The 13,837-nt window shown below is 67.1% G+C and carries 12 protein-coding genes and 1 pseudogene; 10 read left to right on the forward strand and 3 right to left on the reverse strand.

Translation table 11 applies throughout. The features are described 5' to 3' along the window. On the forward strand, positions 1–1,122 hold the full coding sequence (locus G3545_RS11700) for an ABC transporter permease (protein ID WP_170012734.1): 1,122 nt from the start codon (positions 1–3) through the stop codon (positions 1,120–1,122). Positions 1,123–1,269: 147 nt separating this feature from the next. On the opposite strand, the gene G3545_RS11705 is transcribed toward G3545_RS11700, so the two are convergent. Further along, positions 1,270–2,034: a CBS domain-containing protein gene (locus G3545_RS11705; RefSeq protein ID WP_246702882.1), complete on the reverse strand. Its 765-nt coding sequence runs from the start codon at positions 2,032–2,034 to the stop codon at positions 1,270–1,272. A gap of 177 nt (positions 2,035–2,211) precedes the next feature. Here G3545_RS11705 and arcD point away from each other — a divergent pair, with 177 nt between their 5' ends. The 5 genes from arcD (at position 2,212) to G3545_RS11730 (ending at position 7,428) form a co-directional block, all read left to right on the forward strand. Beyond that, on the forward strand, positions 2,212–3,681 hold the full coding sequence (gene arcD, locus G3545_RS11710) for an arginine-ornithine antiporter (protein ID WP_170012738.1): 1,470 nt from the start codon (positions 2,212–2,214) through the stop codon (positions 3,679–3,681). Between the two features lie 11 nt (positions 3,682–3,692). Further along, entirely contained in the window at positions 3,693–4,901 is a 1,209-nt protein-coding gene (locus G3545_RS11715; protein WP_170012740.1) for an arginine deiminase, read from the forward strand. A gap of 18 nt (positions 4,902–4,919) precedes the next feature. Beyond that, positions 4,920–5,921 carry an ornithine carbamoyltransferase gene (argF, locus tag G3545_RS11720; protein WP_170012742.1) on the forward strand — a complete coding sequence of 334 codons (1,002 nt, stop codon included), beginning with the start codon at positions 4,920–4,922 and terminating at the stop codon, positions 5,919–5,921. Positions 5,922–5,923: 2 nt separating this feature from the next. Next, positions 5,924–6,865: a carbamate kinase gene (gene arcC, locus G3545_RS11725; RefSeq protein ID WP_170012744.1), complete on the forward strand. Its 942-nt coding sequence runs from the start codon at positions 5,924–5,926 to the stop codon at positions 6,863–6,865. Positions 6,866–7,002: 137 nt separating this feature from the next. Then, positions 7,003–7,428 carry a BON domain-containing protein gene (locus tag G3545_RS11730; protein ID WP_281411711.1) on the forward strand — a complete coding sequence of 142 codons (426 nt, stop codon included), beginning with the start codon at positions 7,003–7,005 and terminating at the stop codon, positions 7,426–7,428. A gap of 18 nt (positions 7,429–7,446) precedes the next feature. On the opposite strand, the pseudogene G3545_RS11735 reads toward G3545_RS11730, so the two are convergent. Continuing rightward, a pseudogene (locus tag G3545_RS11735) lies at positions 7,447–8,397 on the reverse strand (bifunctional enoyl-CoA hydratase/phosphate acetyltransferase); the annotation flags it as partial. Positions 8,398–8,576: 179 nt separating this feature from the next. On the opposite strand from G3545_RS11735, the gene ccoN reads away from it, so the two are divergent. The 4 genes from ccoN to ccoP are packed head-to-tail and all read left to right on the forward strand — an operon-like array spanning position 8,577 to position 12,092. Continuing rightward, a complete protein-coding gene (gene ccoN, locus G3545_RS11740) occupies positions 8,577–10,271 on the forward strand; it encodes a cytochrome-c oxidase, cbb3-type subunit I (RefSeq protein WP_246702789.1) in 1,695 nt (564 codons plus the stop codon). 9 nt (positions 10,272–10,280) lie between these two features. Beyond that, complete coding sequence (ccoO, locus tag G3545_RS11745) at positions 10,281–11,033, forward strand: cytochrome-c oxidase, cbb3-type subunit II (protein WP_170012750.1); 753 nt, start codon at positions 10,281–10,283, stop codon at positions 11,031–11,033. 10 nt (positions 11,034–11,043) lie between these two features. Then, positions 11,044–11,199: a cbb3-type cytochrome c oxidase subunit 3 gene (locus tag G3545_RS11750; protein WP_170012752.1), complete on the forward strand. Its 156-nt coding sequence runs from the start codon at positions 11,044–11,046 to the stop codon at positions 11,197–11,199. A gap of 2 nt (positions 11,200–11,201) precedes the next feature. Then, positions 11,202–12,092, forward strand: coding sequence for a cytochrome-c oxidase, cbb3-type subunit III (gene ccoP, locus G3545_RS11755; protein ID WP_170012754.1), 891 nt, complete (start codon positions 11,202–11,204; stop codon positions 12,090–12,092). A 127-nt stretch (positions 12,093–12,219) separates the two neighbouring features. Here ccoP and G3545_RS11760 read toward each other — a convergent pair whose 3' ends face one another. Further along, positions 12,220–13,713 carry a carboxypeptidase M32 gene (locus G3545_RS11760; RefSeq protein WP_170012757.1) on the reverse strand — a complete coding sequence of 498 codons (1,494 nt, stop codon included), beginning with the start codon at positions 13,711–13,713 and terminating at the stop codon, positions 12,220–12,222. Between the last annotated feature and the right edge of the window lie 124 nt (positions 13,714–13,837).

Here is a 13,837-nt window from a genome sequence, read left to right on the forward strand (position 1 = left end):
ATGATCGCCCGTCTCGCCCGCATCCTGCGCCTCGGCATCAAGGAGCTCTACAGTCTCAAGGCCGATCCGGTACTGATGGCGCTGATCGTCTACACCTTCACCATCGCGGTCTATACGGTGGCGACCGGGGCGAAGTTCGAAGTGGAGAATGCCGCCGTCGCGATCGTGGACGAGGATCACTCGATGCTCTCGCAGCGGTTGCGCGACGCGCTGCTGCAGCCCTTCTTCAAGGAGCCGGTGCTCATCGGTGCCGACGAGATCGACGCCGTGATGGATTCCGGGCGGTTCGTCTTCGTCATCGAGTTCCCGCCGAAGTTCGAGCAGGACGTGATCGCCGGCCGCCGCCCCTCGGTGCAGATCAACATCGACGCGACCGCGATGTCGCAGGCCGGGAACGGCGCGTCCTACATCCAGAACATCCTGTTGCAGGAAGTGGCGGCGGCCTTCCCAAGCCTCGCCCAGGCGCAGGCCGTCGACCTCGTCGTGCGCGCCAAGTTCAACCCCAACCTCAAGTCCGCCTGGTTTACCGCGGTCATGCAGGTCATCAACAACGTCACCATGATGGCGGTGATATTGTCCGGCGCCGCGCTCATCCGCGAACGCGAGCACGGCACCATCGAGCACCTGCTGGTCATGCCGGTGACCCCGGTCGAGATCATGCTCGCCAAGATCTGGGCGAACGGCCTCGTCATCGTCGTGGCATCGACGCTGTCGCTGCTCGTCGTGGTCGAGCGGCTGCTCGGCGTTCCGGTAGCCGGCTCGATCCCGCTGTTCGTCTTCGCCAGCACCTTCTATTTGTTCTCGGTGACCGCGCTCGGCATCCTCGTCGCCACGCTTTCGACCTCGATGGCGCAGTTCGGCCTCATCGTCATGCCGGTGCTGATCATGATGAACCTCCTGTCGGGCAGCACGACGCCGATGGAGAGCATGCCGGAATGGCTCCAGCAGGTGATGCAGTTCTCGCCCTCGACGCACTTCGTCGCGCTGTCGCAGGCGATCCTCTATCGGGGTGCGGGACTGGCCGTCATATGGCCGCAGTTGCTGGCGCTCGTCGCCATCGGCGCCGCCTTTTTCACCCTGGCGCTGCTGCGCTTCCGCAAGGCACTGCTCAGCGCGCAGTGAGTGCGAGGCTGTTTACGGCATCTCCTTGTGCCGGGGATCTCGTTCCCCGACAGCACGTCAGAAGCCGAGATGGCCGGCACAAGGCCGGCCATGACGTGGGAAATGGCCGGCCTGACCGGCCACGAAATCGCGCATGCGGCCACGCCGTCAGTCTTCCGCGTAGCTTCGCACCAGCAGCCTGTCCTCGACGTGCTTCACGCCGGCGATGTTCTTTGCCAGCACGATGAGGCCCCTGCGCTGGTCTTCGGAGACCGCGCGGCCGAGCAGTTCGACGGTTCCGTCGCGCACCGCCGTCACGATGCAGAGCGAATGCGCCCAGGGCTCGCGCTTCATCTGCGCGTCGAGATCCATCTGGATTTCGTGGTCGCTCCGCGCGCCGCGGCCGGGTTCGTCCCGCTTGGCGCGCACCAGCGCCTGCACCAGATCGGCGCGACTGACGATGCCCGCCAGCCTGCCGCCGGCCAGCACCGGCACCCGCTTGATGCCCGCCTTGTCCAGCAGGCTCGCTATGTTTTCCAGCGGGGTCGTCTCGTCCACGCTCAACACGTGCCGCGTCATCACATCGCTGGCCTTCTGGCCGTGCGACTTGACGTAGTCCTGGGCGAGAATGTCATTCCCGGCGAACAGCAGCAGCCACCAGGAACGCCGGCGCTCGGTCGCGGTCTCCCGCCGATGCAGGAGGTCGCCTTCACTCACGATACCGACGAGATGGCCCTCGCGGTCGACCACCGGCACCGCGCTGATGGCATTTGTGGCAAGCGTTTCGGCGATCTCCTTCACGGACGTGTCCGGATGGACCGTGACAACGTCCCTGGTCATGATGTCAGCTGCGTTCATGGCTTTCCTCCACCTTTTCAATTTGACGTCGTTGTTTTCAATTGGTGCCCCGCCTGCGCCCTCCGCATTGATCATGATCAATGCGGAGCGTCCGGGCGCTCGGCCGGCACGATTTCAGCCCTGACAACTTGCGATGGCGCGCTCTCGTCTTGGCGGGTCTACGTCGTGAGGCGCGATTGATCCGGGTCAACGTGGCGATGACCGATCCGGTCTCCAATGCGGTCAACCAGTCCGCATTGGAGGAGGCGATCAATGGTCACGACAGACTTCGATGTACCCGCATCAAAAACGGCTGCGACCACTGGCGGCCGCAAGCTGCGGCTCGGCGCGCTCACCGCGCTGGTCATCGGCTCGATGGTGGGATCCGGCGTCTTCAGCCTGCCGCAGAACATGGCGGCGGGCGCCGGGCCGCTCGCTATCCTCATCGGCTGGGCGATCACCGCTGTCGGCATGCTGGCGCTGGTCTTCGTCTATCAGTCGCTTGCCGTCCGCAAGCCGCAGCTCGACGCCGGCCCCTATGCCTATGCCAAGGCCGGCTTCGGTGCCTTTGTCGGCTTCAACAGCGCCTGGGGTTACTGGATCAGCGCCTGGGTCGGCAACGTCTCCTACGCCGTCGTGGTGTTCAGCGCGCTGTCCTATTTCTTCCCGGCCTTCGGCGACGGCAACACCTGGCAGGCGGTGCTGGGCGGCTCGATCATGCTGTGGATCGTCCACGGCCTGATCCTCTCCGGCCTGCGACAGGCGGCGATCGTCAACCTGATCGTCACCGTGGCCAAGATCGCGCCGATCGTGCTGTTCGTCGGCATCGTCGCGGTGGCATTCAAGCTCGACGTCTTCTCGCTCGACCTCACCGGCATGGGCAACGCCGATCTCGGCACCATCGCCGCGCAGGTCAAGAGCACCATGCTGGTCACGCTGTGGGTGTTCATCGGCATCGAGGGCGCGAGCGTGTTCTCGGCGCGGGCGGAGCGCCGGCGCGACATCTCGGCGGCGACGATCCTCGGCTTCTTCACCTGCCTCGCGCTCTACGCCCTGGTCTCGCTGCTCTCGCTCGGCATCCTGACGCAGCCGGATCTCGCCGCGCTCAAGAACCCCTCCATGGCCGGCGTGCTGGAGCATGTGGTCGGCCCCTGGGGCGCGGTGCTCATCAATATCGCGCTCGTCGTCTCGGTGCTCGGCGCCTTCCTGAGCTGGACGCTGCTGGCGGCCGAGATCCCGCACGCCGCAGCGCGCGACGGCACCATGCCGAAATTCTTCGGCCACGAGAGCGCCCGTGGCGTTCCGTCAGCCTCGCTGCTGGTCACCAACGCCCTGGTGCAGGTCTTCCTGATCATCACCCTGTTCGCGCAGAGCACCTATCAGGCGCTGTTCTCGATCGCGTCGGCGGCGATCCTGGTGCCCTACATCTTCTCCGGAGCCTATGCCGCCAAGCTCGCAATGACCGGCGAGAGCTACCATGCGGGAGAGGCGCGCACCGGCGCGATGCTGCTCGGGCTGCTCGCCACCGTCTACGGCCTCTGGCTCGTCTATGCCGCCGGCCCCGCCTACCTCTTCATGTGCGCCGTGCTCTACGCGGTCGGCATCCCCTTCTACATCTGGGCCCGGCGGGAGACCGCGCAGCGGACCTTCCATCCGGCCGAAGCGATCCTTGCGCTCGCGCTTCTCGCGGTCGGCATCTTCGCCGCCTACGAGATGTGGACCGGCGCTGTCAGCCCGCTTTGATTGGACAGATCATGACCACGCTTGGTGTTCACTCCGAGGTGGGCCGGCTCCGCGAGGTGCTGGTCCATCGCCCCGACCTCAGCCTGCGCCGCCTCACCCCGGCCAATTGCCGCGCCCTGCTGTTCGACGACGTGCTCTGGGTCAAGCGGGCCCGCCAAGAGCACGACGTCTTCGTCGATGCGCTGCGCGAGCGCGGCGTGGTGGTGCAGGATCTCGGCGACATGCTGGCCGAGACCATGGCCCAGCCCGAGGCCCGCAACTGGCTGCTCGATCGCCGCCTGGATCCGGCGGTGGTGGACTGGGACCTGGCGGACGAATTGCGCAGCTGGCTCGACGCCATGCCCGCCGCCGAACTGTCGACCTTCCTGGTCGGCGGCATCGCGCGTGCCGAGCTGCCCTTCACGCCGGCGGACCTCAGCGGGCGAGCCCTGGCGCCGCAGGACTTCGTCCTGCCGCCGCTGCCCAACCAGCTCTTCACCCGCGACAGCTCCTGCTGGATCTATCGCACGGTGAACGTCAACGCCATGTACTGGCCGGCGCGACGGCCGGAAGCAGCCAATGTGGAAGCCATCTACCGCTTCCATCCGCGCTTCCGCGACCGGGACTTCACCCTGCTGTCCGAGCCCGGCGGCGCCACGCTCGAAGGCGGCGACGTCATGCCGGTGGGCGGCGGCGTCGTGCTGGTCGGCATGGGCGAGCGCACCACGCCGCAGGCGGTGAGCGCGCTGGCGAAGCAACTCTTCGCTGCCGGCACCGCTACGCGCGTGGTCGCGGCACTGATGCCGCGCGACCGCAGCTACATGCATCTCGACACCGTGTTCACCTTCTGCGACCGCGATCTGGTGACGCTCTACCCTCAGGTGGTCGACCGCATCCGCACCTTCTCGCTGCGGCCGGGCTCCAATGAGGGCACGATCGAGGTGGTGGAGGAGATGGCGCCATTCACCGCCGTCGTCGCCGAGGCGCTCGGGCTGAAGACGCTGCGCGTCGTCGCCACCGGCGGCGACAGCTACGAGGCGGAACGCGAGCAATGGGACGACGGCAACAATGTCATCGCCGTCGAGCCCGGCGTCGTCATCGGCTACGACCGCAACGTCTACACCAACACGCTGCTGCGCCGCGCCGGGATCGAGGTCATCACGGTGGACAGCGCCGAGCTCAGCCGCGGCCGCGGCGGCGGGCATTGCATGACCTGCCCGCTCATCCGCGACGCCATCTGACCCTTCGGAGCAACCGCAATGCCGATCAACCTCCATGGGCGCAGCGTGCTGACGCTCGACGACTTCACCCCCGCCGAGATCCGCTTCCTGCTGCGCCTCGCCGCTGAGCTCAAGAGCGCCAAGACCGGCGGCTTCGAAGAGCCGCGCCTGACGCGCAAGAACATCGCGCTGATCTTCGAGAAGGACTCCACCCGGACCCGCACCGGCTTCGAGGTGGCGGCCTATGACCAGGGCGCGCACGTGACCTATCTCGGGCCGAGCGGCAGCCAGATCGGCCACAAGGAATCGATGAAGGACACCGCCCGCGTGCTTGGGCGCATCTATGACGCCATCGAGTATCGCGGCTTCGGCCAGGGCGTGGTGGAGACGCTGGCCGCCCACGCCGGGGTGCCGGTCTATAACGGGCTCACGGACGAGTCGCACCCGACCCAGACGCTGGCCGACTTCATGACGATGCGGGAATTCACCCACAAGCATCTCTCCGACATGGCGGTGACCTTCCTCGGCGACGGCCGCAACAATGTCGCGCGCTCGCTGGCGATCGGCGCCGCCAAGGTCGGCATCGACATGCGGATCGCCGCGCCCCGCGCACTGTGGCCGGACCCGGCCTTCATCGAGCATCTCGATGCTCTGGGACAGGCAAGCGGGGCGCGCTTCACGCTCACCGAGAAGGTCGAGGATGCGGTCAGGGGCGCCGACTTCCTCTACACCGATGTCTGGCTCTCGATGGGCGAGGATGAGAGCGCGTGGGGCGAGCGCATCCGCCTGCTCGAACCCTACCGGGTCACGCCGGCGGTGATGGCGGCGACACGCAACCCCTACGCCAAGTTCATGCATTGCCTGCCGGCGTTCCATGACACCGGGACCGAGGTCGGCGCCGACATCTCCAAGCGGTTCGGCATCGACTGCATGGAGGTGTCCGACGCGGTCTTCGAATCCCCGGCCTCGATCGTGTTCGACCAGGCCGAGAACCGCATGCACACCATCAAGGCGATCCTCGTCGCCACCATCGGGGGCTGAGCATGCGCATCGTCGTCGCGCTGGGCGGCAATGCGCTGCTGCGCCGGGGAGAACCGCTGACCGCGGAGAACCAGCGCGCCAATATCCGGCGCGCGGCGCAGGCGCTGGCCGAGCTGGTCGAAGCCGGTCATTCGCTGATCATCACCCATGGCAACGGCCCGCAGGTCGGCCTGCTCGCTTTGCAGGCGGCGGCTGGCCCCGCGGACGGCGCCTATCCGCTCGACGTACTCGGTGCCGAGAGCGAGGGGATGATCGGCTATCTCATCGAGCAGGAGCTTGGCGGCCTGCTGCGCGGCAGGCTGATCGCGACGCTGCTGACGCAGGTGCGCGTGGCCGCCGACGATCCGGCGTTCAGCCGCCCGACCAAGCCGATCGGCCCGGTCTATGACGAGGCAACCGCTCGCCATCTCGCGCGGGAGCGCAAATGGCAGGTCGCCGCCGATGGCGCCGGCTGGCGCCGCGTCGTGGCTTCCCCGAGGCCGCTGCAGATCATGGAGGCGCGCGTCATATCCATGCTGGTGGAGCAGGGCGTGCTCGTCATCTGCGCGGGCGGCGGCGGCATCCCGGTGGTCGAGCGCATCGACGGCAGCCTGGCCGGCGTCGAGGCGGTGATCGACAAGGATTTCGCCAGCGCCCTGCTGGCAACCGAGCTCGGCGCCGACATGCTGCTGCTGCTGACCGATGTCGATGCCGTCTATCTCGACTATGGCACCCCGGCTGCACGCGCGATCCGGCGGGCGAACCCGGCGGCGCTGGCAAGCGGCAGCTTCCCGGCCGGTTCCATGGGGCCGAAGATCGCGGCGGCGTGCGAATTCGCCAGCGGCACCGGACGGCCGGCTGCCATCGGCCAGCTCGGCGATGCGCTTGCCATCGTCCGCGGCGAGCGGGGCACGCGGATCGACAGCTCCGCGCCTGCCGGCATCGAGCTCGGCGGGGCCGACTGAATGCATGCGCCGCGATGCGCCTCGCGGCATTGTCGCATTTGACCGAGATCAACGCGGCCGGTGCCGGCTTTTGATCTGCTCACCGCGTCGATGATTGCTCAGGCCGGGCCATTCACGCCCAGCATCGGAGAAATATCATGAGGCTCAACGAACTGCGCCAACAGATCATGGACGGGCTCGCGCGTGAACACAGCGCGGATGAGGCGAGCATCAATGTCGCGTTCGACGGCCAAACCGTGACGCTGACCGGCCATGTCAGGTCCCAGGCCGGCCAGATCGCCGCCGAGGACATCGTCCGGAAGACCGCCGGCGACTGCGTCATCGTCAACCTCATCAAGATCGAGCCGCGCGTTCACGCCGAGAACATCCGTCGCCGCATCGGCGACGCACTGCGGCAAGCGGCCGAGGAAAGCGCCGGTGCGCTTAAGATCGAGGTGAAGGGCAACAGCGTGACGCTCGAGGGCAAGGTACACGATGCGCGTGAGCGCCAGGCCATCCGCCACGCCGCCGCGACAACGCCCGGTGTCTCCTCGGTCGACGACCGGCTGTCCGTCACGTCGTAACCACGGCACCCTCATCGGTCAGGGCATCATCGCCGCCTTGCGCCGATCCGACACCAGCCTGGCGAGCGCGGTGGACGCCAGCCGCGCTTTGAGCGAATCCGACCGGCTGGTCAAAATGATCGGCACGCGCGCGCCGAGCACGAGGCCGGCGGGATCGGCGCCTGCCAGATAGATGAGCTGCTTCGCCAGCATGTTGCCGGCCTCGAGGTCGGGCACGACGAGGATGTCGGGTTGCCCGGCGACCGCCGAGACGATCTGCTTGATGCGCGCCGCGTCGAAGCTGATGGCGTTGTCGAAGGCCAGCGGCCCGTCGACCTTGGCGCCGGTGATCTGCCCGCGCATCGCCATCACCATCAGCGCCGCGGCATCGATGGTTGCGGGCATCGCCGGATTGACGGTTTCAACCGCGGCCAGCACCGCCACCAGCGGCTCGGCGACGCCGAGCACATGGAGGAAGTCGATGGCGTTCTGGCAGATGTCCCGTTTCTCCGCCAAACCCGGCTGGATGTTGACCGCGGCGTCGGTGATGATCAGCGGCTTCGGATAGGCCGGCACGTCCAGCGCATAGACATGGCTGACCCGCCACTCGGTGCGCAGGCCCGATGGCGGCGCGACCACCGCGCCCAGCAGTTCGTCGGTATGCAGGCTGCCCTTCATCAGCGCATCCACCTTCCCGGCCGCGGCAAGCGCGACGGCATGTGCCGCGGCGGCGTGGCTGTGCTCGGTCGGCTCGATGCGGATACCGGCGAGCGATAGTCCCGCCTGGCGAGCGGCGGCGCCGATCTTGTGCTCCGGGCCGACCAGCACTGGCTCGATCAGACCTTCGTCGCGCGCCTCGATGGCGGCCGAGACCGCCGCCGCATCGCAGGGATGGACGATCGCGGTCGGCATTGGCGGCAACTCTCGCGCCCTTTGCACGAAGTGCTCGAAGCGTCCGTGCCGGCGCGTCGCAATGTCGTCCATCCCGATCTCCTGCGCGCGATGAGATGCCCGAGCGTAGCGCGCAATGCCGCCGACGCCAGTGTGCCGGCCGGAGCAAAGATGATGGCGGGAGGCTCAAGCGCCATTGATCAGAATCAATGAGAGCTGGGACGGCTTGCCTAGTTTGCCTCCGCAAGACCGCAAAGCCGCGCCTTTCGGAGAGCACGATGAAGACCGAGTTGTCGCCCAGCCCGGGCGTGAGCCCACCAGTCACCTCCGGCAAGCAACTGACATTGGGCGAGGCGGGTCTCGCCTTCCTGTTCGCCCTGCTGGCGCTCGGCTCGCTGCTTGTCGCAGCCGGCACCCATGACGATGGCTATGCGTTCCACGCCTATCTGTCGGCGCTGGCCAGCCTCATCACGGTGTTCGCGGTGCTGAACCGCTATGTCGACCGGCCGGCGGCGCTGCCGCCGCTCGAGATCGACGGCAAGCCGAACTATAATTTCGGGCCGGTGAAGTTCGCCACCATCGCCGCGATGGTGTGGGGCATTGCCGGCTTCCTGGTCGGTGTCGTCATCGCCTTCCAGCTCGCCTTCCCGGCGCTGAACCTCGATCTCGCCTGGACCGCCTTCGGCCGGCTGCGCCCGCTGCACACTTCGGCGGTGATCTTCGCCTTTGGCGGCAACGTGCTGATCGCCACCTCCTTCTATGTGGTGCAGCGGACCTGCCGGGCGCGGCTCGTCGGCGACCTCGCGCCCTGGTTCGTCGTGCTGGGCTACAATTTCTTCATTCTGCTGGCCGGCACCGGCTATCTGCTCGGCATCACCCAAGGCAAGGAATACGCCGAGCCGGAATGGTACGCCGACCTCTGGCTGACCATCGTGTGGGTCACCTATTTCGTCGTCTTCATCGGCACCATCTGGCGGCGCAAGGAACCCCACATCTATGTGGCCAACTGGTTCTACCTCGCCTTCATCGTCACCATCGCGGTGCTGCACCTCGGCAATAACGCCGCCATCCCGGTGTCGATCTACTCGCCGAAATCCTACATCGTCTGGTCGGGCGTGCAGGATGCCATGGTGCAATGGTGGTACGGCCACAATGCCGTCGGCTTCTTCCTCACCGCCGGCTTCCTCGCCATCATGTATTACTTCATCCCGAAGCGGGCGAACCGGCCGGTCTATAGCTACCGGCTCTCCATCATCCATTTCTGGGCGCTGATCTTCCTGTATATCTGGGCCGGCCCGCACCATCTGCACTACACCGCGCTGCCCGACTGGGCGCAGACGCTGGGCATGACCTTCTCGATCATGCTGTGGATGCCGAGCTGGGGCGGCATGATCAACGGCCTGATGACGTTGTCCGGAGCGTGGGACAAGCTGCGCACCGACCCGGTGCTGCGCTTCATGGTGGTCTCGGTCGCCTTCTACGGCATGGCCACCTTCGAAGGCCCGATGATGTCGGTGAAGGCGGTGAACTCGCTCAGCCATTACACCGACTGGACCATCGGCCATGTCCATGCCGGCGCACTCGGCTGGGTCGCCTATATCTCGTTCGGCGCGATCTATTGCCTGGTGCCGTGGCTCTGGCACCGCCGCGAGATGTATTCGCTCAAGCTGATCAACTGGCACTTCTGGATCTCGACACTCGGCATCGTCTTCTACATCTCGGCGATGTGGGTGTCCGGCATCCTCCAGGGACTGATGTGGCGCGCTTATACCTCGCTCGGCTTCCTCGAATACTCTTTCATCGAGACCGTGGAAGCGATGCATCCGTTCTACGTCATCCGCGCCACCGGCGGCGTGCTGTTCCTCGTGGGAGCGCTGCTGATGGCCTTCAATGTCTGGATGACCATCCGCGAACCGGAGGAGCAGGCCGAAAGCGCCGCGGCTGCCGGTCCCGCCCTCGTGCCGGCCGAATAGGAGGCCCCCATGGCAACCGCCACGCAGAAGAAATCCATCTGGGCCCGGCACGCCTTCTTCGAGAAGAACTCGCTCTGGCTGGTGTTCGGCATCCTCATCGTCATCGCCATTGGCGGGCTCGTCGAGATCGTGCCGCTGTTCTACCTGAAGAGCACGATCGAGCAGGTCTCGGGCGTGCGTCCCTGGACGCCCTTGGAACTCGCCGGTCGCAACATCTATGTGCGCGAGGGCTGCTACAACTGCCATAGCCAGATGATCCGCCCGCTGCGTGACGAGGTGGAGCGCTACGGCCACTACTCGCTGGCCGCCGAGAGCATGTATGACCGGCCGTTCCAGTGGGGCTCCAAGCGCACCGGGCCGGACCTTGCCCGCGTCGGCAACAAATATTCCGACGAGTGGCAGCGCCAGCATCTCGCTGATCCGCGCTCGGTGGTGCCCGGCTCGATCATGCCCGGCTATCCGTTCCTGGCGCAGAACCGGCTCGATACCTCCTCGATCGGCGACGACATCAAGGTGAACGCCACGCTCGGCGTGCCCTACAGCGCCGAGATGATCGACAGCGCCATCGCCGACCTGCGCACCCAGGCGACGCAGGACGCCGACGCCCGCGCTTTGCAGAAGCGCTACCCCGGCGCCCAGGCCCGCGACTTCGACGGCGATCCCCGGACGATCTCCGAGGCCGATGCGCTGATCGCCTATCTCCAGGCGCTCGGCACCATGGTCGACTTCAAGCTCTATGACGACAAGGCGAACGTGCGCTGAGGAGGCACCGATGGACGAGACCTACCGTGCCTTTGCCGAGTTCGCCCAGACCTGGGGGCTCCTCTATTTCGTCGGCGTCTTCCTGTGCGTGCTCGCCTATGCGCTCGCGCCCAAGCGCAAGCGCCAGTTCGACGACGCCGCCCGCATGCCGCTGAGCGAGGACTGAGCATGACCGATACGCATCCGCACAGAAATGCGAACGAGGTCGACACCGTCAGCGGCGTGTCGACGACCGGCCATGAGTGGGACGGCATCCGCGAACTGAACAACCCGCTGCCGCGCTGGTGGCTGTGGAGCTTCTATGCCTGCATCGTCTGGTCCGTCGGCTATTGGGTGGTCTATCCCGCCTGGCCGCTGGTCAGCACCTACACGTCGGGCATGCTCGGCTGGAATTCGCGCGAGGCGGTGCAGGTCCAGCTCGCCGATCTGCGAGCCCAGCGCGCCGCCTTCGCCGGCAAGCTGGAGGCGGCCTCGCTCCAGGAGATCGAGCAGAACCCGGAACTGCTCGCCTTCGCCCGAGCGCAGGGCCGCGCCGCATTCGGCGACAATTGCGCGCCGTGCCATGGCGCGGGCGGTGGCGGCGCCAAGGGCTATCCCAACCTGAACGATGACGACTGGCTCTGGGGCGGCACGCTGGACCAGATCCACGCCACCATCAGCCACGGCGCCCGCTCGGCCGATCCGAACGCGCACATGGGCGACATGCCGGCCTTCGGGCGCGACGGCATCCTGCCCCGCGCCGAGGTGCTCGCCGCCGCCGACTATGTACGCTCCATCGCCGGCCTGCCGCCGGCGCCGGATGCGCAGATCGAGAAGGGCAAGGAGGTGTTCGCCGCCAATTGCGCCGCCTGCCACGGCGCGGAGGGCAAGGGCAATCCGGAGCTCGGCGCGCCTAACCTCACCGACGCCATCTGGCTCTACGGCTCCGACCGCGCCACCATCGTCGCCGGCATCACCAACGGCCGCGGCGCCACCATGCCGGCCTGGACCGGCCGCCTCGACGAGGGGACGATCAAGGCGCTGACCGTATACGTGCACACGCTGGGTGGCGGGCAGTAAGCGGTCGTGTAGCCGGCTGCGTTCCGGGAGCCCGACCGGTCAATCGTCGTTCGACCGAAATCCCCGGCCTCGTGCCGGGGATTTCGATTCAGGACGGCACAAGGCCGACCATGACGCGGGAAACGGCCTACTCCGCGCCGAGATAGCGTCGGGCGAGATGCGCCTTGAACACGCTCGCATCGAGCGGGCGGCCAGTGGCGCGGGTCAGCAGTTCGTCGGTCTCGAAGCGCGAGCCCTGCGCATGGATGTTGCTGCGCAGCCAGCCGACCAGCGGCGCGAAGTCGCCGCGGGCGATGCCCGGCAGCGTGTCGGGCTCGGCACGGCAGGCCGCGTCGAACAGCTGGGCGGCGGTCATCGCGCCGAGCGTGTAGGTCGGGAAATAGCCCCAGCCGCCGCTCGGCCAATGGATATCCTGCAGGCAGCCGAGCCGGTCATTGGGCGGGGTGATGCCGAGCAGTTCCTGCATCCCGGCGTTCCACGCGGCCGGCAGTTCGGCGAGCGGCATGGCATCGGCGATCAGCGCCTTCTCCAGCCGGTAGCGCAGGATCACGTGTGCCGGATAGGTCACCTCGTCGGCATCGACCCTGGTGAAACCGCGCTCCACCCTCGTGTAGCGCCGCCATAGCGCATCGGCTTCCCACGCCGGCCCCGAAGCGCCGAAAGCCTCGCGCATCAGTGGCGCGGCGAAGGCGAGGAATTCACGGCTGCGGCAGGCCTGCATCTCCATCAGCAGCGACTGGCTCTCATGGATGCTCATGCCGCGGGCGTGCCCGACCGGCTGGCTCATATGGGCGGCGGGGCGACCCTGCTCATAGAGCGCGTGGCCGGTCTCGTGGATCACGCCCATCAGCGCCTTGCTGAAATCGGCTTCGTCATAGCGGGTGGTGATGCGCACGTCATTGTCGGCACCGCCGCAGAACGGGTGGGTCGAGATGTCGAGCCGCCCGCGGTCGAAGTCGTAGCCGAGCGCCGTCATGATCTTCAGGCCCAGCCGGCGCTGCGCCTCGACCGGGAACGGCCCTTCAAGCGGCGGCAACTCCGGACGGCGTGCCTGCGCGGCGAGCGCTTCCTCGGCGAAGCCCGGCAGGAAGCCGGCAAGGTCGTCGAACAGCGCGTCGATCTTCGCGGAGCGTCCGCCCGGCTCGTAGTCGTTGAGCAGGGCGTCATAGGCGGAAAGGCCGAGCTTCTCGCCCTTGGCCACGCCGGCCTCGCGCTGCAGCTTCAGGACCTCGGTGAGAAGCGGCAGCAGGCCGACGAAATCGGAATCGGCACGCGCCTGCCGCCACGCCATCTCGCAGGCCGAGGTCGCCTTGCTGGAGGCTTCCACCAGATCGGCCGGCAATGCGGTCTGCACGGTCCACGCCCGCCGGATCTCGCGCAGATTGGCTCGCTCCCACTCCGAGAGGCTGTCGCTCGTCTCCGCCTCGCCTAGCCAGTCCCCGATGCGCGGATCGACCGCCATCTCGTGCTGGAGCACCCGCAGCAGTGCCATGCTCTCCGCTCGGCTGCCGGCGGCGCCCTTCGGCATCATGGCGTCGTTGTCCCATTGCAGGATGCCGATGGCGTTGCCCATCGCCGCGATGCGGCCGAAATGGCTGGAGAGCGAGGCATAGGCGGTCATGGCGTGCATTCTCCGGGTACGAAGCTGTCGGCGGCGCGCCGCCTCCGTCTCATCTGCATGATGCCGCCGATTGGCGGCACGATGGCGGCTATCCCTGCGTGTATAGGGCAACGGCCCTCGCCGT

Source organism: Starkeya sp. ORNL1 (assembly GCF_012971745.1).
GTDB lineage: Bacteria > Pseudomonadota > Alphaproteobacteria > Rhizobiales > Xanthobacteraceae > Ancylobacter.